Consider the following 23,311-nt stretch of genomic DNA (forward strand, 5'->3'; position numbering starts at 1 on the left):
ACAATAAAATTGAACTGTTTCTCATTTGTTGCTAAAAGATGAAATATTTATGTGTATAACATCACGAATGGTGATTGTTTGGTTAAAGCGCGACCAATTATAGTGTTAAATAATGATTTTATAGCTTTTGGGACGTGATGTTATCAGAGCTGCTTATAATATGAGATTTATCTATGACTGAAGGTCGATAATCATTGTTTTTTTATTATTAGTGGATTATGTAACACATTGTAAAAATAATGAGAATGACATTATTTTTATTTAATAAAGGTCTTATACTTTAATTGTAAAGTTATAGTTTAAATCATAACGAATGCCTGTGGAGTATTGTTATTGTGGCCGTTAGTGTTCTTTTTCGCGACAGATAACAGCACAAGTAAGGGCTTTTATACCATTCTTTATCGATCAGTGAAGGCATCAATGTGAACAGTCAAATTAACTTTATCAATGATTTGTTGTGGGGTTCGATATTGATATATTTGCTAATTGGTATTGGCATTTATTTTACTTATCAGCTTAATTTTATTCAATTTCGTCATTTTAAGCATATGTTCGCGGTAATGAAAAATAGCCGTAAATCGGATGCGGCGGGAATTTCTTCTTTTCAAGCTTTATGTACCAGTCTCGCAGCAAGAGTTGGCACTGGTAATATGGCTGGAGTGGCTGTTGCGTTAACGCTGGGTGGCCCTGGTTCTATTTTTTGGATGTGGCTAATTGCTATGTTAGGCATGGCAACTGCTTTTGCAGAAAGCACATTAGCGCAATTGTATAAAACCCGTGATGATGATGGTAATTATCGTGGTGGGCCAGCCTATTATATGGAACGTGGCTTGGGAATGCGCTGGATGGGAGTGATGTTTTCTATCTTTCTTATCATCGCTTTTGGGCTGGTTTTTAATGCGGTACAAGCTAATTCAATCACTCAGGCGACAGAGGTTGCCTTTGGGTGGCAGCCGCAATATGTTGGTTTGGGGCTGGTTGTACTGACTGGAATAATTATTTTTGGTGGTCTGCGAGCGATTGCACGAACAGCTGAGATTTTAGTGCCGACAATGGCGTTATGTTATCTTGGTTTAGCATTATTTATTATGCTGAGTAATATAGAGCAACTGCCACATATCTTAATGCTTATTTTTCGTAGTGCGTTTGGGTTTGAAGAAGCTGCCTCTGGCGCGTTAGGGTATACCATTGCTCAAGGTATGATTAATGGCCTAAAACGCGGTTTGTTTTCAAATGAAGCCGGTATGGGCTCAGCACCAAATGCCGCAGCATCTGCAACCCCTTATCCTCCTCATCCCGCTTCACAAGGTTATGTGCAAATGCTGGGCGTGTTTATGGACACTATTGTTATTTGTTCTGCAACCGTGGCAATTATTTTAATGTCTGGTGAATATGAACCGTATAGTAGTATTACTGGCATTGCATTAACCCAACAAGCAGTTAGTTCACAAGTCGGTGATTGGGGCGGTATTTTTATTGCGATTGCGATTTTCTTTTTCTCATTTACCTCATTAATAGCCAATTATTCTTATGCCGAAACCAATCTGATTTTTTTAGAACGCAATCATAAAGTTGGGCTAAATGTTTTTCGAATGGTAGTGCTATGCATGGTGATGTTTGGTGCACTGGCTGATCTACCAACAGTGTGGGCGATGGCTGATATTTCAATGGGGATGATGGCAATGATTAACTTGGCCGCAATAGTATTGCTTTCAGGCACGGTGATTAAGTTAGCTCAAGATTACAATAAGCAATTATCACTTGGAAAAGTACCAACATTCAACCGCCAAGACTACCCAGAATTATTGGGTCAACTTGAAGATGGTGTCTGGGATCAATCTTGTTCGTCATCAAAGACAACAATACGCTAATTGTTGTAATACCTATTAATAAAATAGTAATAACCATCATGGTTGATGGTGGTTTTTTAAAGTGATGGTGGTAGTCTAATTACGTCAGACTTTAAAGGAAAAAGCCTTATGTTAATTGTGGTTTCCCCCGCTAAAACCCTTGATTATGAATCGCCATTGGCAACATCAACATTTACGTTACCAGAGCTTACGGATCATTCTGCTGAACTGATTGATGTCTGCCGTGAACTTACGCCAATGGATATTGCAAGCTTAATGAAGGTCAGTGATAAAATTGCTGGACTAAATGCAGCTCGTTTTGCTGAGTGGCAGCCTCAATTTACTCAAGACAATGCACGTCAGGCAATATTGGCTTTTAAAGGCGATGTTTATACCGGTCTTGCAGCTGAAACCATGACGGAAGCTCAGTTTGCTTATGCTCAACAGCATTTACGCATGCTGTCTGGTTTATATGGTTTATTACGTCCATTAGATTTGATGCAACCTTATCGTCTTGAGATGGGGACCAAATTAACCAATCCTCGTGGAACTAATTTGTATCAGTTCTGGGGCGATATTATTACTGATAAATTAAATCAAGCATTAGCAGAACAAGGCGATGATATTCTGATCAATCTTGCATCTAATGAATATTTTAAAGCGGTGAAACCAAAGCAGTTGAATGCTCAATTAATCACACCAGTTTTTAAAGATTGCAAGAATGGCACTTATAAAGTGATTAGTTTTTATGCTAAAAAAGCCCGTGGCATGATGGTGCGTTACATTATTGATAACCAAATCACCGCGATTGAAGCCTTAAAGAAATTTGATTGCGCAGGTTATTATTTCGTAGCAGCAGAATCAACGACGAAAGAATTAGTGTTTAAGCGCGAACAGCAAAACTAACGTTGTTATCGTTTGTTAAGATCAAAAAAAGGCCAACTTCTTAGGTTGGCCTTATTATTTTATCTATGTTGTAAAAGAGAAATTACGATTTAGCTTGGCTTTTTTTAGCGGCTTGTTTGATTTTCTTTTTCGCTTTCGCTTCTTTTACTTTTTTAGTTACTTTTTTCTTTTTCTTGGCTGTGCTTGCTTTCTTAGTTTGTGGACGCAAGCCATGGATAAAGCGTTCTGGTATTTCTTCGTTCATGTAGCGACTAATACGCTCGATCATACCTTGGTCATGTGCTTCAACTAAGGCTATTGCTGTGCCTTTCTTACCCGCACGAGCGGTACGACCAATACGGTGTACATATACTTCAGCTGTACGTGGTAAATCAAAGTTAATTACATGGCTAACATCAGGTAAATCAATACCACGAGCAGCAACATCTGTCGCAATTAATACATTCACCACACCATCACGGAAACGGGTGATCATATTCGTACGCGCAGCTTGTGCCATTTCACCTTGAATCCAGTTACAAGGGATACCCATTGCGTCTAATTGACTGCGAAGGATAGCTAGGCGCTCACGTGTTTTCACAAAGATGATGGTGCGTTCAGCTTGATCTTTAATGATGTTTTCTAATAGAGCGAGTTTGTGCTCCATATTGTCACAGCGAAGGTACATCTGGTGGATCTTCTTACGCTCACGGCGAGAAGGATCAGCATTGACTTCAAGTGGTTCATTCAGAATTGTTTCTGAGAACTCACGTACGCCTTTACCTTCTAAAGTTGCCGAGAATAATAAGCTCTGACGACGCCAGCGACATTCATGGTTGATACGCTCAACAATTTTACCAAAGCCCATATCCAACATACGGTCAGCTTCATCAAGAATTAGACATTCAATTGCGCGGCAATCAAATTTCTCTGACTCAATGTATTCCATTAAACGACCTGGTGTTGCCACAACGATATCTTGCGTTTTACCTAGTAGCTCAGCGTGCTCATCGTAAGAGATACCACCAGTAATGGTAAATATTTTTAAGTTAGTGTATTTAGCCAGCGCACGCGCATGCTCAGTAACTTGAATCGCTAATTCACGAGTAGGGGTTAAGATCAGTACACGTGCAGGCCCCGGCTTTTTACGCGGGAAATCTTGCAAGTGCTGAATCATTGGCAGTAAAAACGCGGCGGTTTTTCCGGTCCCTGTTGGTGCAGAAGCCATGACATCTTTACCGTCAAGGGCATGAGGGATAGCCTGCGCTTGAACTACGGTTGGGCGGCTATAGCCGATCTCGTCAATCGCTCGTAATAGCTCGCTATCTAACTCTAATTCGGAAAAGTCTTTCACCAGTTATCTCTCCCAAGACAAATGCTAAATATGTTCTCGTCACTGTGCTTTTAAAGCGTAACCAGAACATGGGTATTTATATTAAGGGGCGGCATTATAGCCACTCTTGGCGTAAGTAACACCGATTAAAACATAAAAACTTCAGTTAATGATCAATATTCACCATTATAGAATTAAGTTTTATGCTGTTAGCGATTACATTTTCAAGTAAAAATCTTTAGTAAGTGCAATAAAATCAGATGAATAGCTGTTTTCAGTATGAATGCAAAGCTGGTGTTGCTCAGTAATGGCACAATTTTTTGTTAATTCAATCAATGTGCGCATAAACGGTTTGTGTGGTGTCGAACGAACATCACAACGGCGTTGGCAGTATAAACCGTATGCCGCAGCTTGAGTGAGCAGTTGCTGGCCTTCATAAGTCGGTAGAATAAGACTGGCGCAGCCATCAGTGGTTAACAAATGACGAATAGTCGCCAATAACTGTTGGTGACTAAGAGTATCGGTATGGCGTGCAGTCGCGCGGTGTTGTTGTTGTGCCTGCTGACCAGTATTAAAATAAGGTGGATTACAAATAATACTATCAATCGATGCAGCTGCAATAGCTTGACACCAGTGAGTAATGTCACTGTCAATACATTGTAAGCGAGACTGCCATGGTGATGCAGCAAAGTTAGCTGTTGCGGCTGTTACGGCTGTGGCATCTAATTCAATCGCAGTGATCACTGTTGCAGATGTACGTTGTGCAGCCATTAATGCTAATAAGCCACTACCGGTACCAATATCAACAATATGCCCTTGCTGCGGTAATCTTGCCCACGCGCCTAATAATACTCCATCGGTACTGATCGGCATGCCGCAACCGTGATCATTGATAGTAAATTGTTTAAAACTAAAGCTGCGACTCATGATGGATCCTTGGGTGACAGTATTACTGTTAGGTTTATAAAATATACAAAAGCATATAAAACGACGGTGATATAATCAAAAAATCACATTTGATAATAAACTGTTTATTTACTGTTAATTAGTTGTTATATCTTTTTTGTAAGTATGGTGTTTGTGGTTTAAAATGGCTTTTTATTTTGTTTATTGGTTTGAAATTGGTTGTTAGTTTCAGTTTATTAGCTGGTTAACTGGATTATATGGTGTTTTTATCTGGTCTATTGCTAAGGGTATTATTTTTAGTCATTATGCTACGAGGCACAATAATTATAGCGATATATATTAGGTGCTACTTATTATAAAAAATGCAGACACAATATAACCCATTAGCGAGTGGAAGGTGCAGTTTGAAAAAAACACTCAAAGTAACAGATATTATCGCGCTAGGCTTTATGACCTTTGCGTTCTTTTTAGGTGCGGGCAACATCATTTTTCCACCATTAGCAGGACAGCTAGCTGGTGAGAATATGTTACCTGCAATGTCAGGCTTTTTAGTTACCGCGGTTGGCTTACCTTTAATTGGTATTATCGCAGTCGCTATTGCTGGTGGTGGTTGGAGTGGATTAACCCGAGATTTACCATCAAAAGTAGCGACCTTAATGGCGGTATTGATTTTTATCATTATTGGCCCAGCGTTCGCTGCACCTCGTACCGGTCTTGTTGCCTATGAAATGGCTGTAAAACCGTTTATTACTGATGCTAGTCAAACCAGCTTAACTATTTTTTCTATTCTCTTTTTTGCTGTAGCACTGTTTTTTGCTTGGTCTCGCGGTAAATTGATCGACATGATTGGCAAATTTTTAACACCTGCTTTATTTGTTGTGTTGACGATACTTGCGATTGCGGTATTTATGAATCCGCAAGGCAGCATCATTGCGGCGCAAGGTGAATATGTTACTCAACCGTTTACCAAAGGTTTCCTGGAAGGCTACAACACTATGGATACCTTTGCAGCGCTGATGTTTGGTATGTTGATTGTTGATGTGATTCGTAGCAAAGGTATAACCGATGATAAGACCACTTGTACATATCTTATCTATGCTGGCTTAATTGCAGCTGCAGGTTTAGCGTTTGTGTACGTATCATTGTTTTATCTTGGCGCGACCAGTGCGAGTATTGCTGCTGGTGTAGGTAATGGCGGCGCTATTTTAACAACGTATGTGATGGCGTTATTTGGCTCAGCCGGGCAAATTATTTTATCGAGCATTGTATTGCTAGCATGTTTAACCACCGCGATTGGCCTAATCAGTGCTTGTGCTGATTACTTTAGTACGCTAACGCCACTATCTTATAAAAAGTGGGCGGTATTATTAGCTATCGTGTGTGCTGTTGTGGCAAATGTTGGTTTAAATACGCTGATTTCATTATCGATACCAGTACTATTTGCCTTGTACCCTGTCGCGATTGCTCTGGTAGCACTAACTTTAGTGCGTAAATGGTTACCGAATCCACGTTTAGCTTACCGTGTTGTGCTGTTGGTCTCTTTTATCTTTAGCATGATTGATGTGGCGAAATACCTGCAGTTTGATGTATCAATGTTCAGTAGCTTACCACTATTTAATTACGGTATGGGCTGGGTATTACCAACCTTGATTGCACTGGTGATAACCCGCTTTGTCGGTGCTAAGACCAACAATAATCATAGTGATACTGTTGTAGTGTAATGATCTGTTATTGTTTAACTAAAAGGGATGCTATATCAGCATCCCTTTTTTGTGTTATATCATTTATAGCCATTGAGCTCTTATGGTAGTTGGGCGTATTCCAGCATGATTTGTTCACACCATTGCTCAATGCGAGCATCACTTAATTCATATTGGCTATCTTCATCTAACGCTAAACCGACAAAAAATTGTTCATCTGCCGTTAACGCTTTTGATGCTTGAAATTGGTAGCTGTCATCATTGGGCCAATAACCGATAAATTGCACCCCAGTAGAGCAGAGTTGATCGTGCAACATGCCCATCGCATCTAAAAACCACTCGGTATAACCTTCCTGATCGCCAAGACCAAACAGTGCCACTGTTTTTTGTTGTAATTGTAAACCATCAAGTTGTTGCCACACTGCTTCCCAATCTTCTTGGATTTCACCAAAGTCCCAGGTTGAAATGCCTAAAATCAACATGTCATATTGGTTCATTTCTGCTACTGGCGTGTGCTTAATGTTATGTAATTCAATGAGTTCAGCCCCGAGGCAATCACGAATTTTTTCTGCTGCCATTTCGGTATAGCAGGTGGTTGAGCCATAAAACAAACCAATTTTCATGTCGTGTACCTTGTGTGCTTATTATTAGATTAAAGTGTACTCGTTATTGTTGTTTGAGCTCAAGACTCGGCTGGCATTGAAAGCGATAAGTTTAAGATTAATAAACAGAGAACGAGGTTACTTTTCAGAATAAATATCCTATCATGCGCTAATTACTGTGTTTTTATCCATGTATTTAAACCGTCTTACGACACAGCTTATGGCGAGGTAAAAATGGTAACCGACGATGTTATTATTGAACGCTTTCTCGATGCGATGTGGATGGAGCGAGGGTTATCTGAAAATACTCTTGCTTCTTATCGCAATGATTTAAAAAAATTACAGCAATGGATGCAGCAGCAAAATATTGCGCTATCTCAGGCTTCGATTGATGATTTACAACGTTATCAATTATGGCTATTTGATCAAGATTATAAACAAACATCACGGGCACGAATGGTGTCCGCTATTCGACGTTTATTTCAATATTTGTACCGTGAAAAAGTGCGTGTAGATGATCCTAGTGCGATGCTGGTTACGCCTAAATTGCCACAACGGCTACCTAAAGATCTTACTGAAGCGCAAGTTGATGCCTTATTAGAAGCGCCTGATGTTAATGACCCACTGCAATTACGTGATAAAGCAATGTTGGAGTTATTGTATGCCACCGGGCTGCGTGTGACAGAGTTAGTAACTTTAACCATGGATAAAGTCAGCTTACGCCAAGGTGTTGTGAGGGTGACAGGTAAAGGTGATAAAGAACGTTTAGTGCCAATGGGTGAAAATGCCGTTGATTGGATTGAGCAGTTTATTGACAGTGGTCGGCCAGTATTATTAGGTGAAAAAAGTTCAGATGTGTTATTTCCTAGCCGACGTGCAAGGCAAATGACACGCCAAACATTTTGGCATCGAATTAAATATTATGCGGTGTTAGCTGGCATTGATGCTGATACTTTATCACCCCATGTAATGCGGCATGCATTTGCGACTCACTTGCTTAATTACGGCGCAGATTTGCGAGTGGTACAAATGTTGCTTGGTCATAGTGATCTATCAACCACTCAAATATATACCCATGTTGCGACGGAAAGATTGAAACAATTGCATCAAAGCCACCATCCTCGTGCATAATTATGAGATGTTGTTAGATAAAACTAGCGATAATATTTGTATTTAGGGATACTTCATTTATGCTGCGGACATAAAAATAGTAGTGTAATTGAAACTATATAGTTGTGATCTCGGTCTGTAGTTATATCGAGATAGTCATCATTTTAAAAGGGAATAACAAGATGCATTTTATTCGTCGCACCGTGCTGGCTACGGCTGTTGCACTGACTGCTTTTTCTGCGGTTGCAAAACCTGATGTAGCAGCTATCACTAAGCAACTTTCAAATATTGGTTTAACGCCAAGCTCAATTACAGCCTCACCGATGGCGGGAGTTAATGAAGTTGTGACTGAACGTGGTGTTGTGTATGCCTCTGATGACGGACAATATTTCTTAGCGGGGCATTTATACCAAAATACTGGTGTTGAGCCGATTAATTTAACTGAGCAAAAAATGGCACAGTTAAATAAAGCTAAATTGGCGGGTATGGATAAAGACATGATTGTTTATCCTGCTAAAAATGAAAAATATGTGGTGACTGTGTTTACTGACACCAGCTGTGGTTATTGCCGTAAATTGCATAATGAAATGCAAGGTTATAACGATGCCGGTATTACAGTACGTTACCTTGCTTTCCCACGCGGTGGCGAGCGTTCAAGTAATTTCAACCAGATGAGTGCAATTTGGGGCGCTAAAGATCGTGCTAAAGCGATGCATGACGCGAAAAATGGCACTTTTGATGAATCAAAGATCACCCCACGTCCTGATTTAGTGATGGAGCAATATCAATTAGGTGTTGCGATGGGTGTGAATGGAACGCCTGCAATCGTGCTTGAAGATGGCACGATGATCCCTGGTTACCAACCGCCAGCAGCATTGCTACAGTTATTAGATAGCAAAGCAAAAGCTAACTAACTGATAACCCACTGCGTCATTGAATATAAAGCCTGATACTGATATCAGGCTTTTTTGTTGGTGGTGATTTGGTTAAGATGAAAAGATAATCATTCCCTTAAAGAAGCCGTTATTATGATAGAAATAAAGCGTCGTCCTGTTGCCGATCCTCAAGGCTTCTCTAGTGCAATCCCCGCTATTTTACAACGTATTTATGCCAGTCGTGGTATTAGCAATGACGCTGAGCTGGAACGCGGCGCTAAAGGGCTACTTAACTATAACCAACTTCACGGTATGAGCGATGCTGTTAAGTTGTTAGTGACGGCATTGGCTAATAATACCCGTATTATTATTGTCGGTGATTTTGATGCCGATGGTGCCACTAGCTCTGCATTATCTGTTTTGGCTTTAAAAATGTTGGGCTGTCGTAATGTAGATTATTTAGTTCCGAATCGATTTGATGACGGTTATGGTTTAAGCCCTGATGTAGCGCAACAAGCGATTGAGCGTGGGGCTGAGTTGATCATGACGGTTGATAACGGTGTTTCTTCGATTAGCGGTGTTGCAGCAGCAAAAGCACAAGGGGTCAAAGTGCTGGTTACCGATCATCACTTGCCTGGTGATTGTTTGCCTGAAGCTGATGCGATGGTAAATCCAAACCTTGATCAGTGTGGCTTTCCATCAAAAGCATTATGCGGCGTTGGGGTGGCGTTTTATTTAATGTTAGCGCTACGGGCTGAATTACGTAATAACGGCTGGTTTGAACAACAAGCGTTAGCCGTTCCTAATCTGGCTGAATTGCTTGATTTAGTCGCATTAGGCACTGTTGCTGATGTGGTGGCATTAGACGGTAATAACCGTATTTTGGTACATCAAGGGCTGCAACGTATTCGTGCTGGTAAATGTCGCCCTGGTATTCAGGCGTTAATTGAAGTTGCTAACCGTGATCCAGCGCGGTTAGTAGCTAGCGATCTTGGGTTTGCATTAGGGCCACGTATTAATGCTGCTGGGCGCTTAGATGATATGTCATTTGGGGTTGAGTTATTATTGTGTGACAACATTCAAGCGGCGCGTCGTATGGCGTCTGAACTGGATGCGCTTAATCAAACTCGTAAAGAGATCGAACAAGGAATGAAAGAAGAAGGCCTCGCGATTTGTGAGCGATTGCAGTTTAATCAGCACAATATGCCTTATGGATTAGTGCTGTTTCAACGTGATTGGCATCAAGGTGTGATTGGTATTTTAGCTTCTCGTATTAAAGATAAATACCATCGCCCAGTGATAGCGTTTGCTGATGCAGGTAATGGCGAAATCAAAGGTTCGTGTCGTTCTATTGTAGGATTGCATATGCGTGATGTATTGGATGTGATTGATACTCAACATCCTGGAATGATTTTAAAGTTTGGTGGTCATGCAATGGCGGCAGGATTAACCATTCCGGAATCACAATTAGAGGCGTTTAGTGTTGCCTTTGATACCGCGGTACGACAAGTTCTTGATGAAGATGCACTCCAAGGTGTTTTGCTTAGTGATGGCGAATTACAATCGAATGAATTAACACTTGAGACCGCAGAAATTCTGCGTGCAGGTGGGCCGTGGGGGCAGCAATTTCCGGAGCCGACCTTTGACGGTACGTTTCGACTATTACATCAAAAGCTGGTGGCGGGTAAACATCTAAAAATGATGGTTGAGCCGCTAGCGGGTGGTAGTGTCATTGATGCAATTGCATTTAACGTCGATCTAAAGCGTTGGCCTGATGCTTCAGTGCAACAGATTGAGTTAGTGTATCGTCTCGATGTCAATGAGTTTCGCGGTAACCGTAGTGTACAATTGATGGTTGAACACTTAGCAGCGAAATAATACTAATTCGGTTATGAAGTGATTAATGGTGAGGATCTTGGTGTTTACAGCCTAGATTGTCACCATATTTTGATTAATTTTCTGATAACCTTTCTCTCCCTCTGTATATTCTATCTACAATTCGATAGAATCTTGCGGTTATATCTATTTCGGTAATGAAGCGTGGCGATGTTCGAAATTAATCCTATTAAAAACCGACTTGAGGATGTGTCAGCACGTACTGATATCCTTAGGGGGTACCTTTGACTATGATGCTAAACAAGAGCGTCTAGAAGAGGTAAATGCAGAACTAGAGCAACCAGATGTATGGAATGAACCTGAACGCGCTCAAGCGTTAGGTAAAGAACGTGCAGCGTTGGAGGCGGTAGTTGAAACTATTGACCAGTTAGACCAAGGCGTTGAAGACGTTGAGGGCTTACTTGAGTTAGCAGTTGAAGAAGACGATCAAGAAACCTTTGATGAGATTGAACCTGAGTTAGCTGAACTTGAAGCTAAGTTAGCTAAGTTAGAATTTCGTCGTATGTTTGCTGGCGATCATGATAGTTCTGATTGCTATCTCGACCTTCAAGCAGGCTCTGGTGGTACTGAAGCACAAGATTGGACTTCAATGATGCTGCGCATGTACTTGCGTTGGGCGGATGCGAAAGGTTTTAAAACCGAAATTATTGAAATCTCTGATGGTGATGTTGCTGGTCTTAAATCTGTTACTGTTCGTATTAGCGGAGAGTATGCTTATGGTTGGCTACGTACTGAAACCGGTGTACACCGTTTAGTTCGTAAATCACCGTTTGACTCCGGCGGTCGTCGCCATACTTCGTTTGCTTCAGCATTTGTATATCCAGAAATTGATGACAATATTGTTATTGATATCAACCCTTCTGATTTACGTATCGACGTATACCGCGCATCTGGTGCAGGTGGTCAGCACGTAAACACCACTGAATCGGCAGTACGTATTACGCACGTGCCAACCAATATTGTGGTGCAGTGTCAGAACGATCGCTCTCAGCATAAGAATAAAGATCAAGCAATGAAGCAGTTAAAAGCAAAATTGTTTGAATATGAAATGCAAAAGCAAAATGCTGAAAAACAAGCCAGTGAAGATACTAAATCTGACATTGGTTGGGGCAGTCAAATCCGTTCTTATGTATTGGATGACTCCCGCATTAAAGATTTACGTACTGGGGTGGAAAACAGAAACACCCAAGCAGTACTGGACGGTGATTTAGACCGTTTTATTGAAGCAAGCTTGAAATCAGGTCTGTAACTGAATTTCAGTAAAATTTTAAGGGTTCCCCCATGACTGACCAAGTACAAGATGAGAATAAACTGATTGCAGAGCGTCGCGCGAAACTGGATATGATTCGCGAAAACTGCAAAGCAAATGGCCACCCAAACGATTTCCGTCGTGATAGCTTAGCGGCGGATCTACAAGCAAAATACGGTGAGATGACCAAGGAAGAGCTTGAACAAGCTGGTCATGTATTTGCAATCGCTGGTCGTGTTATGGCTAAGCGTGGTCCTTTCCTAGCTATTCAGGATGTGTCTGGCCGTATTCAGGCTTATGCATCTAAAGATGTTCAGAAAGAGTTAAAAGCAAAATATTCTGGTCTAGATATCGGTGACATCATCGGTGTTAAAGGGGTACTGCAAAAATCTGGTAAAGGTGATCTTTACGTTGAGATGGATAACTACGAGTTGCTAACTAAAGCACTACGTCCATTACCAGAAAAATTCCATGGTCTAACTGACCAAGAGATGCGTTACCGTCAGCGTTATGTTGATCTGATTGTGAATGATGATTCTCGTCGTGCATTTGTGATCCGTTCAAAAGTTGTTTCAGCCATTCGTAGCTTCATGGTAACCAAAGGTTTCATGGAAGTTGAAACGCCAATGATGCACGTGATCCCTGGTGGTGCAACCGCACGTCCATTTATCACTCACCATAATGCACTTGATATCGACATGTACCTACGTGTTGCGCCTGAGCTTTACCTTAAGCGTCTAGTTGTTGGTGGTTTTGAGCGTGTATTTGAAATCAACCGTAACTTCCGTAACGAAGGTCTATCTCCACGTCATAATCCAGAATTCACTATGATGGAATTCTACATGGCGTACGCAGATTACAATGATCTGATGGATATCACTGAAGAAATGCTAAGCAGCATCGCAATTGACGTTTTAGGTTCTTCTAAAATGCCATACGGTGAGTTCGAAGTTGAATTTGCAGGTCCTTATACTCGTATGAGCATGTTGGATGCAATTAAGCAATACAACCCAGATCACGCAGAAATCCAAGCATTAACTTACGAAGGCGTTGCTGATCGTGAGCTAATGGTTAAGATCGCAAAATCTGTTCATGTTGATGTAGAAAGCTTCTGGACATGTGGTCAATTACTTGAAGAAATCTTTGGTGAAACGGCTGAGCCTCAACTAATGCAACCAACGTTCATTACTGAATATCCAGCAGATATTTCTCCACTTGCGCGTCGTAACGATGAAAATCCATTCATTACTGACCGTTTTGAATTCTTTATCGGTGGTCGTGAAGTAGCGAATGGTTTCTCTGAGCTTAACGATGCTCAAGATCAAGACCAACGCTTTAAAGCACAGGTTAACGCTAAAGATGCTGGTGATGACGAAGCAATGTACTACGACGCAGACTACATTACTGCGCTAGAGCATGGTTTACCACCAACAGCGGGTCAAGGTATTGGTATTGACCGTTTAGTGATGCTATTTACTAACACACATACTATTCGTGACGTTATTTTGTTCCCAGCAATGCGCCCACAAACAAATAACTAATTGAATTATTATAAAAAGCCATCGCTCAGTGCGGTGGCTTTTTTTTGGCTTTTTTTTGTTAAAAGGAGTCAAAAAAGTGACAAATAGCAATTTGTGGGACCGCAATATAGCTAACATCATGATTTTATATAGGCCTAATCATATTATAGTAAACAAGTTGCACTTGTTCGTATATCATTAATAAAGTAGTAGTTAAATCAAATATAAGATAATTGCTTTATTCAAGGAGGGATAAATGACAATTGGAATGGCAAAAAAAGCACAAGCTGTGATTTCTAATACTTTAGTTGTTTTTGGTGGCAGTAATCAAAATTGGTTACCTGCAATGGAAGCCGCGGGTTGGTTATGTCACCGCTGTTATGATTTGCGTACCGCAGAAACATTATTGTTAGAGATTGGCCCTTGTATTGGCGTGGTTGATCTTAGTCATGATGATTTTAGTATTCATAGTTTTTCAGCAATGGTTAATCGTAATAAACAAGTGCGTTGGATTGCGATTGTGCGTGATGATCAATTGAACAATGAAGCAATCGGTCAATTTATTGTTAATTTTTGTCTTGATTATTTTTCTGTTCCTATTCCTCCAGAGCGGTTACAACAAACCATAGGTCATCAGATTGGTATGCTCAACCTGGAACGTCAAGTATGGCCACAATTAGGTAATTTTGGTCAACAAGGGCTGCAGGGCTCGACGGCGGTAATGAAAAAATTACGTGATCAAGTTAAGCGGATTGCATTAAGTGATGTGCCTGTCGTTATCAGTGGTGAAATTGGTACTGGTAAAATATTAGTAGCAGACGCTATTTTTCAAGCATCTGCTCGCGCCAAACAACAGGTAATACGAGTTAATTGTGAAACCATGACTGCAGATTGGCGGATTGAAACCGTCAGTGGTACTGAGTCGGTATTTGAAGCTGCAAATAATGGTGTACTGGTATTAGAAGAGTTTACCGCGTTAACCGATGCTTGCCAGATGGCGTTATATCAAGTATTGGCTGAAGGGTATTACTACAATCAAGCGGGTGAGGCGAAGACTGTTGATATTCGCGTTATTTCTATTACTAAACATTCATTTGATTATTTAGTTACTTTAACGACATTACGACGTGAATTATATTTTCGCTTAAACGTCGTATCATTAACGGTGCCGACATTGCGTGAACGTGGCGATGATATTATTGTTTTAGCTGAATTTTTATTATTAAAATATGCACGTCAGTATAATAGTGTGGCTAAGTCTTTATCGGAACAAGCGCAAGCAATGCTATTGCAATATCCGTGGCCAGGTAATGTGCAGGAGCTTATTTGCCAAATTAAGCGTGCGGTATTACTCGCAGAAAATAAATGTATTGAAGCAGAACAATTAGATATACCACGCTTAGTTGATGATAAATTAAGCTTGAAAAAAGTGCGCGAAGAATCTGAACGTAATGCATTATTAACCGTATTAGAAAATAATAAAGGTCAAATTTCTGCCGCAGCACGAGAGCTGGGGGTATCAAGAGCGACGATGTATCGATTGTTAAATAAACATGAGCTTATTCCGCCACCGCGTTGTTTTCGTCAAGGCCATGCGTAAAGTTGGCTAAATAAAGTGTCGTTGTAATAATTGTGCAGTAAATTGTTTTTTTAAATAAAAGCCACGGGGTAGGGTTTTAATTGGTTGGCCATTAGCGCCATAGGCTTCGGTTAGTGCTTTACTGTTGGCAGCTTTTGGGCGTAATTGTAAAACTTCACCATGACGAGCTGTGATTGATTCTACTTGACCTAATACAATCAGATCCATCAACTCTTCCCAATCTTGCTGTAATTGTTGTTCTTCTTCTGCACTTGGGCTCCATAAAAGTGCCGATCCAACATGACGATCTTCAAGTGGAATATCACGCTCTCCTTCAACGGGAACCCATAATACGCGTGCCAGTTTTTGTCTAATATGACTACTTTTCCACTGTAAACCTTGTACGCCAATTAATGGTGCAACACAGACAAAAGTGGTTTCTAATGGCTTGCCTTGATAGCTGATTGGAATCGTTTTTAGTTCAATACCAAGCTCAATAAAATCAGGTACAGGCTTGCTACCTGCAGTTGCTCCTAAGTGCCATTCTAATAATTGCCCAACCCAGCCTTTATCACGCTTAAGGTTTGGCGGTGGAATTATTCCAGCCTGAGCCGCTAATTCACCCAGTGTCATGCCAGCCAATTGGTGGGCGCGATAAAGTAATTCGGCTTCTGTTTTTGGTGTGGGTTGCATGGCGTGTTGGCTCATAAAATATCGTGATAGGACTAATAGTAAAGATGGTATAGGCTGATAATACTATCATATCAGTCACTGTTGTAGCTGAAGATCTGCGATGATCGTTATGAGGAATAAGGGATTATTATTGATCATGTGAGTTGCAGAAATAGAATAATGGCTGTTGCTTGCCTGGTAATGGTTACCTTGTGGTAGTTATTTAGGGTTAAGATCAAAATAAAAAGATATCCACAGCTTTTTTTTGAAAAATATTTTTTTTCAGGTTAACTGAGTGTTTATACAGTGTGGTGGTGGAATAATATTCGTTATGATGTGATCTTGCTCGCCGCTAGAAGCCACTATTTGTGGATAACGCCATTATTGGTTGATCTTTGACCGATCGTTTTTTGGCGATGTGAAAGTTAGCTTTATTTTTATTTATTATGATTTTAACTTGCTCCTATATTATTGATTGTAAGTAGTAATTTCATTTTTAATTTGTTTTTTATTGAGTGTGATAAAATGTTTTTTAATCACTTAAATATGCTTTTTTTAGGTTTCTGCACAAATCTATCCACAGAAAGAGTGAATAAATGTGGAGTATGTCTCACTTAGCTGTTGGTAAAGTGGTCATTATGCAAAGTTATCCCAAATGTAGTTTAAATTGAGTAAAACTGATCGATATTAATGAATGTTTGTTTACCGATCCCGTCTACTATGAAAAAATCACTATTAATAGATATTTATACTTGAGGTCGTCCAGTGATTGATGGCGATGGATACCGCCCTAATGTAGGGATCGTTATCTGCAATGGCCATGGCCAGGTATTTTGGGCTCGACGATATGGACAACATTCTTGGCAGTTTCCGCAAGGTGGTATTGATGAAGGTGAAACCCCTGAACAGGCCATGTATCGTGAATTGTATGAAGAAGTAGGATTAACCAAAAAAGATGTCAGGATTATTGCGTCAAGCCGTCATTGGTTACGTTATAAATTACCTAAGCGTCTTGTGCGGTGGGATTCAAAACCTGTTTGTATCGGTCAAAAGCAAAAGTGGTTTTTGCTGAGTTTAGAATGCGATGAGTCCAAGGTTAATATGCAGCGTGGTGCTACACCAGAGTTTGATGGTTGGCGTTGGGTAAGTTATTGGTACCCAGTAAGACAAGTGGTGTCTTTTAAGCGTGATGTATATCGTCGTGCATTAAAAGAGTTTGCCGCTGTCGCAATGCCATTTAAAGAATGGAAAGAACGTAAATTTAAACGCACAAAGAGTAAGCGCAATTAGCAAATAGAGGTTATTGGCTCACAGGGAACAATTTAAAGGCTCACTATGCTGACACAGCTAAGAGATATTGTTGACAAGGTTGTTAGCGCTCACACATTGATTGATGCATTGGATCAATTAGTCTCAAACACGACGTTAGCAATGAAGACCGACTGTTGTTCGGTGTACATTGCTGATCATCAGCGTCAGGTTTATACCTTGATGGCAACGCAGGGGTTAAATAAATCTCGACGACGCATTAGTTTGCGCTTTGATCAAGGGTTAGTCGGGTTAGTGGGTCAACGGGCTGAGCCGTTAAATGTTGCAGATGCGCGTTTACATCCTCGTTTTAAACATGTATCAGGGATCGGAGAGGAATCTTTTCGATCCTTTTTTGGTACGCCTATTATACATCAGCGCCAAGTTCTTGGTGTTATCGTGGTTCAACAACGTCAGCAGCGTGAATTTAACGAAAGTGAAGAATCGTTTTTAGTCACACTTGCCGCTCAACTTGCGGGTATTTTAGCCCATGCGAAAGCACAAGGAATGTGGTTTGAGCAAGGTAATCGGCTTCATTTAACCGGTTCTGCGGCATCCAGTGGCGTTGCGGTGGCAAAAGCGTGGTGGGATGATACTCAGCCATTATTAGAACATGTTGCACCAGCGTCATGTTTAAATATTGATGCTGAACAAGATCGATTAACGATTGCGATTGATGCGGCAGCAAAAGAATTTCGCCGTTTACGAAAGCGGTTTGATAGTGACTTGCAAAAAGAAACCCTCGCTATTTTTGATCTCTTTAGTCACTTACTCAATGATCCATTGCTACGCCAAGATCTTAAAACTCGTATAGATGGTGGTGATCAAGCGGAATGGGCAGTGCGACAAGTGGTTGAAGCGTATTCTAACCGTTTTTCTAATATGAAAGATCAATACCTTAAAGAGCGAGCGCGTGATATTCGTGAATTAGGGCAGCGATTATTGTATTTTTTATGTGATGACGAGCCTAATGAGCAGCAGTGGGATGAGCCGATTGTACTGCTGACGCGAGAATTAACCGCTGCAATGTTAGCAACAGTGCCTGCGGGTAAACTGGCTGCTGTGGTTGCTCAAGACGGTGCCGCTAACTCACATGCGGCTATTTTATCTCGTGCACTAGGCATTCCTGCCATTATGGGGGTCGATTTTACGCCACATACTGTGCATAACAATGTGGTGGTGGTTGATGGTTATCGCGGTGATTTTTTAGTTAATCCAAATCGACATGTGCTGGCTGAATATCGACGCTTATTGCGTGAAGATGATGAACTTGAAAAAATCGTTGAAGGTGACCAACAACAACTGGCTGTGACCAAAGATCAGCAACGGATCATGGTCCACATTAATGCTGGCTTAAGTGCTGACTCACACCTTGCTATCAATAAAGGTATTGATGGCGTTGGACTTTACCGCACTGAAGTACCGTTTTTACTGCAACGTAGTTTCCCCTCTGAAGAAGAACAAATTAATCAATACCGAACTATTTTGCACACTTACCCACATCAGCCGGTTGTGATGCGTACGCTTGATATTGGCGGAGATAAACCGCTACCTTATTTACCAATTGAAGAAGATAACCCTTTTCTAGGCTGGCGTGGAATTCGATTTACGCTCGATCATCCTGAAATATTCATGATCCAAGTACGAGCTATGCTACGTGCGAGCATTGGTTTGAACAATATGGATATTTTACTGCCGATGATTTCAAGTATTAATGAACTTGATGATGCTAAAGCGATTATTGAACGGGCGTATGCAGATGTTGCTCAAACAGCATTAGCTGCAGGGCAACAACTGCATAAGCCACGAATAGGCATCATGATTGAAGTGCCGTCAATGTTATATCAACTCCATGCGTTGGTTGGCCGAGTTGATTTTCTCTCTGTTGGTAGTAATGATTTAACCCAATATTTATTGGCGGTTGATCGTAATAATGCACGAGTAGCGAGTGTTTATGATGCGCTGCATCCAGCTGTTTTACATGCGCTAAAGCATATCGTTGATAGTGCTGAAAAATATCAATTACCCGTGTGTGTTTGTGGTGAATTAGCAGGCGATCCTGTTGGTGCATTACTGCTGGTTGGCATGGGCTATCGCTCGTTGAGCATGAATGCCCGTAATGTTGCCAAAATTAAATATATTTTACGCCATATCAATAGTACCGATATGACTGCGTTGGCGACTCAGGCACTGCAGGTTGATATTGCTGATGATGTGCGCCAATTAACGACAGTATTTATTGAACAGCATCAGTTAGGTGGATTTATTCGAGCTGGTAATAAATAATGGCGACCTCTTCGGTTAAGGTTATGGGTAGTTATTATGCATGAAAGCGTAATATGGCTTTTCTCTATGTGCTTAATTTTAGGTGCAGTAGTAGGGTTATTAGCAGGATTATTGGGAATAGGTGGCGGTTTATTGGTGGTGCCTGCATTAGTATGGTTGTTGCCACAAGCTGGCATTGAACCTGCGATGTTAATGCACATTGCATTAGCGACATCGTTAGCCAGTATTGTAATGACTTCAATGGCTTCTGCACGCAATCATTTTAGATTGGGAAATGTTGATTTCTCAGTGGTTAAAGTGCTTGCTCCGGGGATTATTATTGGCGGATTAGGCGGCAGCGTGGTAGCAGAATTAGTGCCTGCACAATATTTACCTAAAGTGTTTGCTGTGATTGTGCTGCTGCTTGCTTTGCAAATGCTGTTATCATTACGTGTCACTCATGCTCGACCATTACCAAGTGCACTGGCATCGGCTGCTGGTGGTTGTGTTATCGGCTTATTATCAAGTTTAGCCGGCATTGGTGGCGGCTCATTAACGGTGCCATATCTGAGCTATTTTGGGATTGAAATGCGCCGTGCTATTGGTTCGGCCTCATTAGTTGGTTTTCTTATTGCGGTCTCTGGCATGATTGGTTTTATTTTTGCTGGCGTTGGCAGTGCTGATTTACCGGCATATAGCCTTGGGTATGTCTATTTACCCGCTCTAATTGGTATTGCTGCAACGTCAATGATTACTACTCGTTATGGCGCTGCGCTTGTTACGCGATTGCCAACGGCAACCCTTAAAAAAATGTTTGCAGTACTGCTGCTTATTATCAGTATTAAAATGTTCATGAGTTGATATTGGCTAGCTTTAAGTTTGCTATCTTCTGATAGAATTAAAAGTAACGACTTTAGACGCCTAGCTTTTGCTGGGCGTCATTAATTTAACGGGTAGGACAATGAAACAGTACTTAGCGTTATGTCAGCGAATTGTTGATGATGGTGTATGGATTGAGAATGAGCGTACAGGGAAACGTTGTCTAACGGTGATCAATGCTGATTTAACCTATGATGTTGCTAATAATCAATTTCCATTGATTACTACTCGTAAAAGCTTTTGGAAAGCGGCAATTGCGGAGTTATTAGGTTATTTACGTGGCTATGATAATGCTGCCCAATTTCGTGCTATTGGTTGTAATACATGGAATGCTAATGCCAATGATAACCAAGCATGGCTCGATAATCCGTACCGTAAAGGTGAGGATGATATGGGGCGCGTTTATGGTGTTCAAGGTCGTCGCTGGCAAAAGGCGGATGGTACGGTTATCGATCAATTAAAGAAGATTGTTGATGACTTAACCAAAGGGATTGATGATCGTGGCGAAATATTAACGTTTTATAACCCTGGTGAGTTTGATATGGGCTGTTTACGCCCATGTATGCATACCCACACTTTTTCATTATTGGGCGATACCTTGTATTTGACTAGTGCTCAGCGTTCTTGTGATGTACCGTTAGGGCTTAACTTCAACCAAGTTCAAGTGTTTACATTATTGGCGTTAATGGCGCAAATTACCGGTCATAAACCGGGTCAGGCTTATCATAAAATTATTAATGCCCATATTTATGAAGATCAATTACCATTAATGCGTGATGAGCAATTAACCCGTACTCCATTTGCATCGCCACAATTGATTATCAACCCTAAAATTACCTCACTAGAAGATTTAGAAACTTGGGTAACGTTAGATGATTTTGAGGTGGTGGGTTACCAACACCATGCGCCAATTCAATACCCATTCTCGGTATAGTTTTAGATTTAAAATAATGTAGTTTAATTGACGTAATATGCATTCCATTAATTAGATTAGATAGTTATTGGAATCGGTATCAGTGTCAAATATTAGAATGACAAAAAGCCCCGCACAATTGCTTGTGCGGGGCTTTTTATTTAACAGTACTTTTATTTAACTTAGCGTAACGATTAAGCCGTAAACGCTAGGATTGAACCAGGGATAGCAATGAACACTAGGCCAAGGTAACCCGCAACAGCGGCTTTGTTCTTCGTTGCTAAGTCGCTAAGGAAGAAAGCACACTTAAGCGGAATTTCACGTAAGAACGGCACACCGAAAATTAATACTGTTGCTAGTACGTTAAAGCATAAGTGTACCAGTGCAATCTGTAGTGCAAATACTGCGTGTTCACCTGATACTGCTGTCGCTGCTAGTAGGGCTGTGATACAGGTACCGATGTTTGCGCCTAGCGTAAATGGGTATACTTCACGTACTGTTAATACACCTGTACCTACTAGTGGTACCATCAAACTTGTTGTGGTTGATGATGATTGTACCAGCACGGTTACCGCTGTGCCTGAAGCAATACCATGTAATGGACCACGACCGATTGCGCTCTTAAGAATATCGCGAGCACGACCCACCATTAAGCCTCGCATTAAGCGACCCATTAGCGTAATCGAAACGAAAATCAGTGTAATACCTAGAATGATTAGACCAAAACCACCGTTGTGACCAAAGGCTTCTAGTGGGCCTTTAACTAAATCTACTGCAGGTTGAGTTAACGGCTTCATGAAATCCATGCCGTCCATGCTCATATCACCCGCTTTTAAGAATGGTGATACTAACCAACCTGATAACTTATCAAGAATACCAAACATCATTTCCAAAGGAAGGAAAATGGCAACAGCTAATAAGTTAAAGAAATCATGTACAGTCGCACTTGCAAATGCGCGACGGAATTCTTCTTTACAACGTGCGTGACCTAAACTAACTAATGTATTGGTTAATGTGGTACCGATATTAGCACCCATAACCATTGGAATAGCGGTTTCGACCGGTAAACCACCTGCCACAAGACCAACGATAATAGAGGTTACAGTACTTGATGATTGAATAAGTGCAGTTGCAATTAGACCAATCATTAAGCCTGCGACTGGGTGAGAGGCAAATTCAAATAATGTTTTTGCTTGCTCGCCGACAGACCATTTAAAACCGCCGCTGACCATAGATACAGCAACGAGTAACAAATATAGCATGAACGCCAGGTTGGCCCAGCGGACCCAACGCATAGAGCTGAACTTAGATGCAGCAGTAGTGGCTTGGGTAGTCATAATCATTTCTCCATGACAGGAATATGTCGTTTAGGTGTCATTTTGTTGAAATCTGCGTGAATAGTAGTTTGGTTATATTTCAGAAATATTACACTGAGTGTCATAAATGAATATTTGTTCGCGTTTTGTCAGTAAAGTGAGAGCGCAACCGATTAAATTTCACAATGTCATGTTGCAATAATACTCTCTAGTAGATTGTTTCTAATTGTTTTTTAATGAAATGAATTATTAGGTGTAAAAATCATGATATGGACATTATTTAAAGTAAAATTTTGCTATTTATTTTATTTGTAGAATAAAAATAATGAATCATCGTTAATTAACAGTGCGGATATAGTAGCTCTATAACTACAACTGTTCGGTTTTTCCGAGTATTAATATCTATACAAACGATTTTTCAGTTTATCTGAATGGCGTTTACACTAATTTTAA

General features: G+C 40.8%; 18 protein-coding genes. 13 read left to right on the forward strand and 5 right to left on the reverse strand.

Annotated elements, in window-relative coordinates:
- Positions 1–422: 422 nt before the first annotated feature.
- Both PAND9192_RS15245 and yaaA read left to right on the forward strand, forming a co-directional pair.
- On the forward strand, positions 423–1,871 hold the full coding sequence (locus tag PAND9192_RS15245) for an alanine/glycine:cation symporter family protein (RefSeq protein ID WP_087854474.1): 1,449 nt from the start codon (positions 423–425) through the stop codon (positions 1,869–1,871).
- A 108-nt stretch (positions 1,872–1,979) separates the two neighbouring features.
- A complete protein-coding gene (gene yaaA, locus PAND9192_RS15250) occupies positions 1,980–2,756 on the forward strand; it encodes a peroxide stress protein YaaA (RefSeq protein ID WP_087854475.1) in 777 nt (258 codons plus the stop codon).
- An 82-nt stretch (positions 2,757–2,838) separates the two neighbouring features.
- On the opposite strand, the gene srmB is transcribed toward yaaA, so the two are convergent.
- Both srmB and PAND9192_RS15260 read right to left on the reverse strand, forming a co-directional pair.
- Positions 2,839–4,089: an ATP-dependent RNA helicase SrmB gene (srmB, locus tag PAND9192_RS15255; protein ID WP_087854476.1), complete on the reverse strand. Its 1,251-nt coding sequence runs from the start codon at positions 4,087–4,089 to the stop codon at positions 2,839–2,841.
- 195 nt (positions 4,090–4,284) lie between these two features.
- On the reverse strand, positions 4,285–4,995 hold the full coding sequence (locus PAND9192_RS15260) for a tRNA1(Val) (adenine(37)-N6)-methyltransferase (protein ID WP_087854477.1): 711 nt from the start codon (positions 4,993–4,995) through the stop codon (positions 4,285–4,287).
- 383 nt (positions 4,996–5,378) lie between these two features.
- Here PAND9192_RS15260 and brnQ point away from each other — a divergent pair, with 383 nt between their 5' ends.
- On the forward strand, positions 5,379–6,695 hold the full coding sequence (brnQ, locus tag PAND9192_RS15265; RefSeq protein ID WP_087854478.1) for a branched-chain amino acid transport system II carrier protein: 1,317 nt from the start codon (positions 5,379–5,381) through the stop codon (positions 6,693–6,695).
- Between the two features lie 80 nt (positions 6,696–6,775).
- On the opposite strand, the gene fldB is transcribed toward brnQ, so the two are convergent.
- Entirely contained in the window at positions 6,776–7,297 is a 522-nt protein-coding gene (gene fldB / locus PAND9192_RS15270; RefSeq protein WP_087854479.1) for a flavodoxin FldB, read from the reverse strand.
- Positions 7,298–7,510: 213 nt separating this feature from the next.
- On the opposite strand from fldB, the gene xerD reads away from it, so the two are divergent.
- The 6 genes from xerD to PAND9192_RS15300 all read left to right on the forward strand — a co-directional run bounded on the left by xerD (position 7,511) and on the right by PAND9192_RS15300 (position 15,526).
- Positions 7,511–8,407 carry a site-specific tyrosine recombinase XerD gene (xerD, locus tag PAND9192_RS15275; protein WP_060997638.1) on the forward strand — a complete coding sequence of 299 codons (897 nt, stop codon included), beginning with the start codon at positions 7,511–7,513 and terminating at the stop codon, positions 8,405–8,407.
- Between the two features lie 161 nt (positions 8,408–8,568).
- On the forward strand, positions 8,569–9,300 hold the full coding sequence (gene dsbC, locus PAND9192_RS15280; protein ID WP_087854480.1) for a bifunctional protein-disulfide isomerase/oxidoreductase DsbC: 732 nt from the start codon (positions 8,569–8,571) through the stop codon (positions 9,298–9,300).
- Between the two features lie 114 nt (positions 9,301–9,414).
- Complete coding sequence (gene recJ, locus PAND9192_RS15285) at positions 9,415–11,139, forward strand: single-stranded-DNA-specific exonuclease RecJ (RefSeq protein WP_087854481.1); 1,725 nt, start codon at positions 9,415–9,417, stop codon at positions 11,137–11,139.
- Positions 11,140–11,307: 168 nt separating this feature from the next.
- Positions 11,308–12,406, forward strand: a protein-coding gene (gene prfB, locus PAND9192_RS15290; RefSeq protein ID WP_107204539.1) for a peptide chain release factor 2 whose coding sequence is annotated in 2 segments (ribosomal slippage) — positions 11,308–11,382 and positions 11,384–12,406 — 1,098 coding nt in all. Because the reading frame shifts where the segments join, the coding sequence is not laid out codon by codon here.
- 32 nt (positions 12,407–12,438) lie between these two features.
- On the forward strand, positions 12,439–13,947 hold the full coding sequence (gene lysS / locus PAND9192_RS15295) for a lysine--tRNA ligase (protein ID WP_060997641.1): 1,509 nt from the start codon (positions 12,439–12,441) through the stop codon (positions 13,945–13,947).
- 235 nt (positions 13,948–14,182) lie between these two features.
- On the forward strand, positions 14,183–15,526 hold the full coding sequence (locus PAND9192_RS15300) for a sigma-54-dependent transcriptional regulator (RefSeq protein WP_200817830.1): 1,344 nt from the start codon (positions 14,183–14,185) through the stop codon (positions 15,524–15,526).
- 6 nt (positions 15,527–15,532) lie between these two features.
- Here PAND9192_RS15300 and mutH read toward each other — a convergent pair whose 3' ends face one another.
- Positions 15,533–16,198: a DNA mismatch repair endonuclease MutH gene (gene mutH / locus PAND9192_RS15305; protein ID WP_087854482.1), complete on the reverse strand. Its 666-nt coding sequence runs from the start codon at positions 16,196–16,198 to the stop codon at positions 15,533–15,535.
- A gap of 744 nt (positions 16,199–16,942) precedes the next feature.
- Here mutH and rppH point away from each other — a divergent pair.
- The 4 genes from rppH to PAND9192_RS15325 all read left to right on the forward strand — a co-directional run bounded on the left by rppH (position 16,943) and on the right by PAND9192_RS15325 (position 21,563).
- Positions 16,943–17,467, forward strand: a complete 525-nt coding sequence (gene rppH, locus PAND9192_RS15310) for an RNA pyrophosphohydrolase (RefSeq protein WP_060997643.1) — start codon at positions 16,943–16,945, stop codon at positions 17,465–17,467.
- Positions 17,468–17,512: 45 nt separating this feature from the next.
- Positions 17,513–19,771 (forward strand): phosphoenolpyruvate--protein phosphotransferase, encoded by a 2,259-nt coding sequence (gene ptsP, locus PAND9192_RS15315; RefSeq protein ID WP_087854483.1) that lies wholly within the window; start codon positions 17,513–17,515, stop codon positions 19,769–19,771.
- Between the two features lie 36 nt (positions 19,772–19,807).
- Positions 19,808–20,611: a sulfite exporter TauE/SafE family protein gene (locus PAND9192_RS15320; RefSeq protein ID WP_060997645.1), complete on the forward strand. Its 804-nt coding sequence runs from the start codon at positions 19,808–19,810 to the stop codon at positions 20,609–20,611.
- 100 nt (positions 20,612–20,711) lie between these two features.
- Entirely contained in the window at positions 20,712–21,563 is an 852-nt protein-coding gene (locus PAND9192_RS15325; RefSeq protein ID WP_065169141.1) for a thymidylate synthase, read from the forward strand.
- A 173-nt stretch (positions 21,564–21,736) separates the two neighbouring features.
- On the opposite strand, the gene PAND9192_RS15330 is transcribed toward PAND9192_RS15325, so the two are convergent.
- A complete protein-coding gene (locus PAND9192_RS15330; protein WP_087854484.1) occupies positions 21,737–22,879 on the reverse strand; it encodes a Na/Pi symporter in 1,143 nt (380 codons plus the stop codon).
- Between the last annotated feature and the right edge of the window lie 432 nt (positions 22,880–23,311).

Source organism: Photobacterium andalusiense, assembly GCF_900185625.1.
GTDB classification, from domain to species: domain Bacteria; phylum Pseudomonadota; class Gammaproteobacteria; order Enterobacterales; family Vibrionaceae; genus Photobacterium; species Photobacterium aquimaris.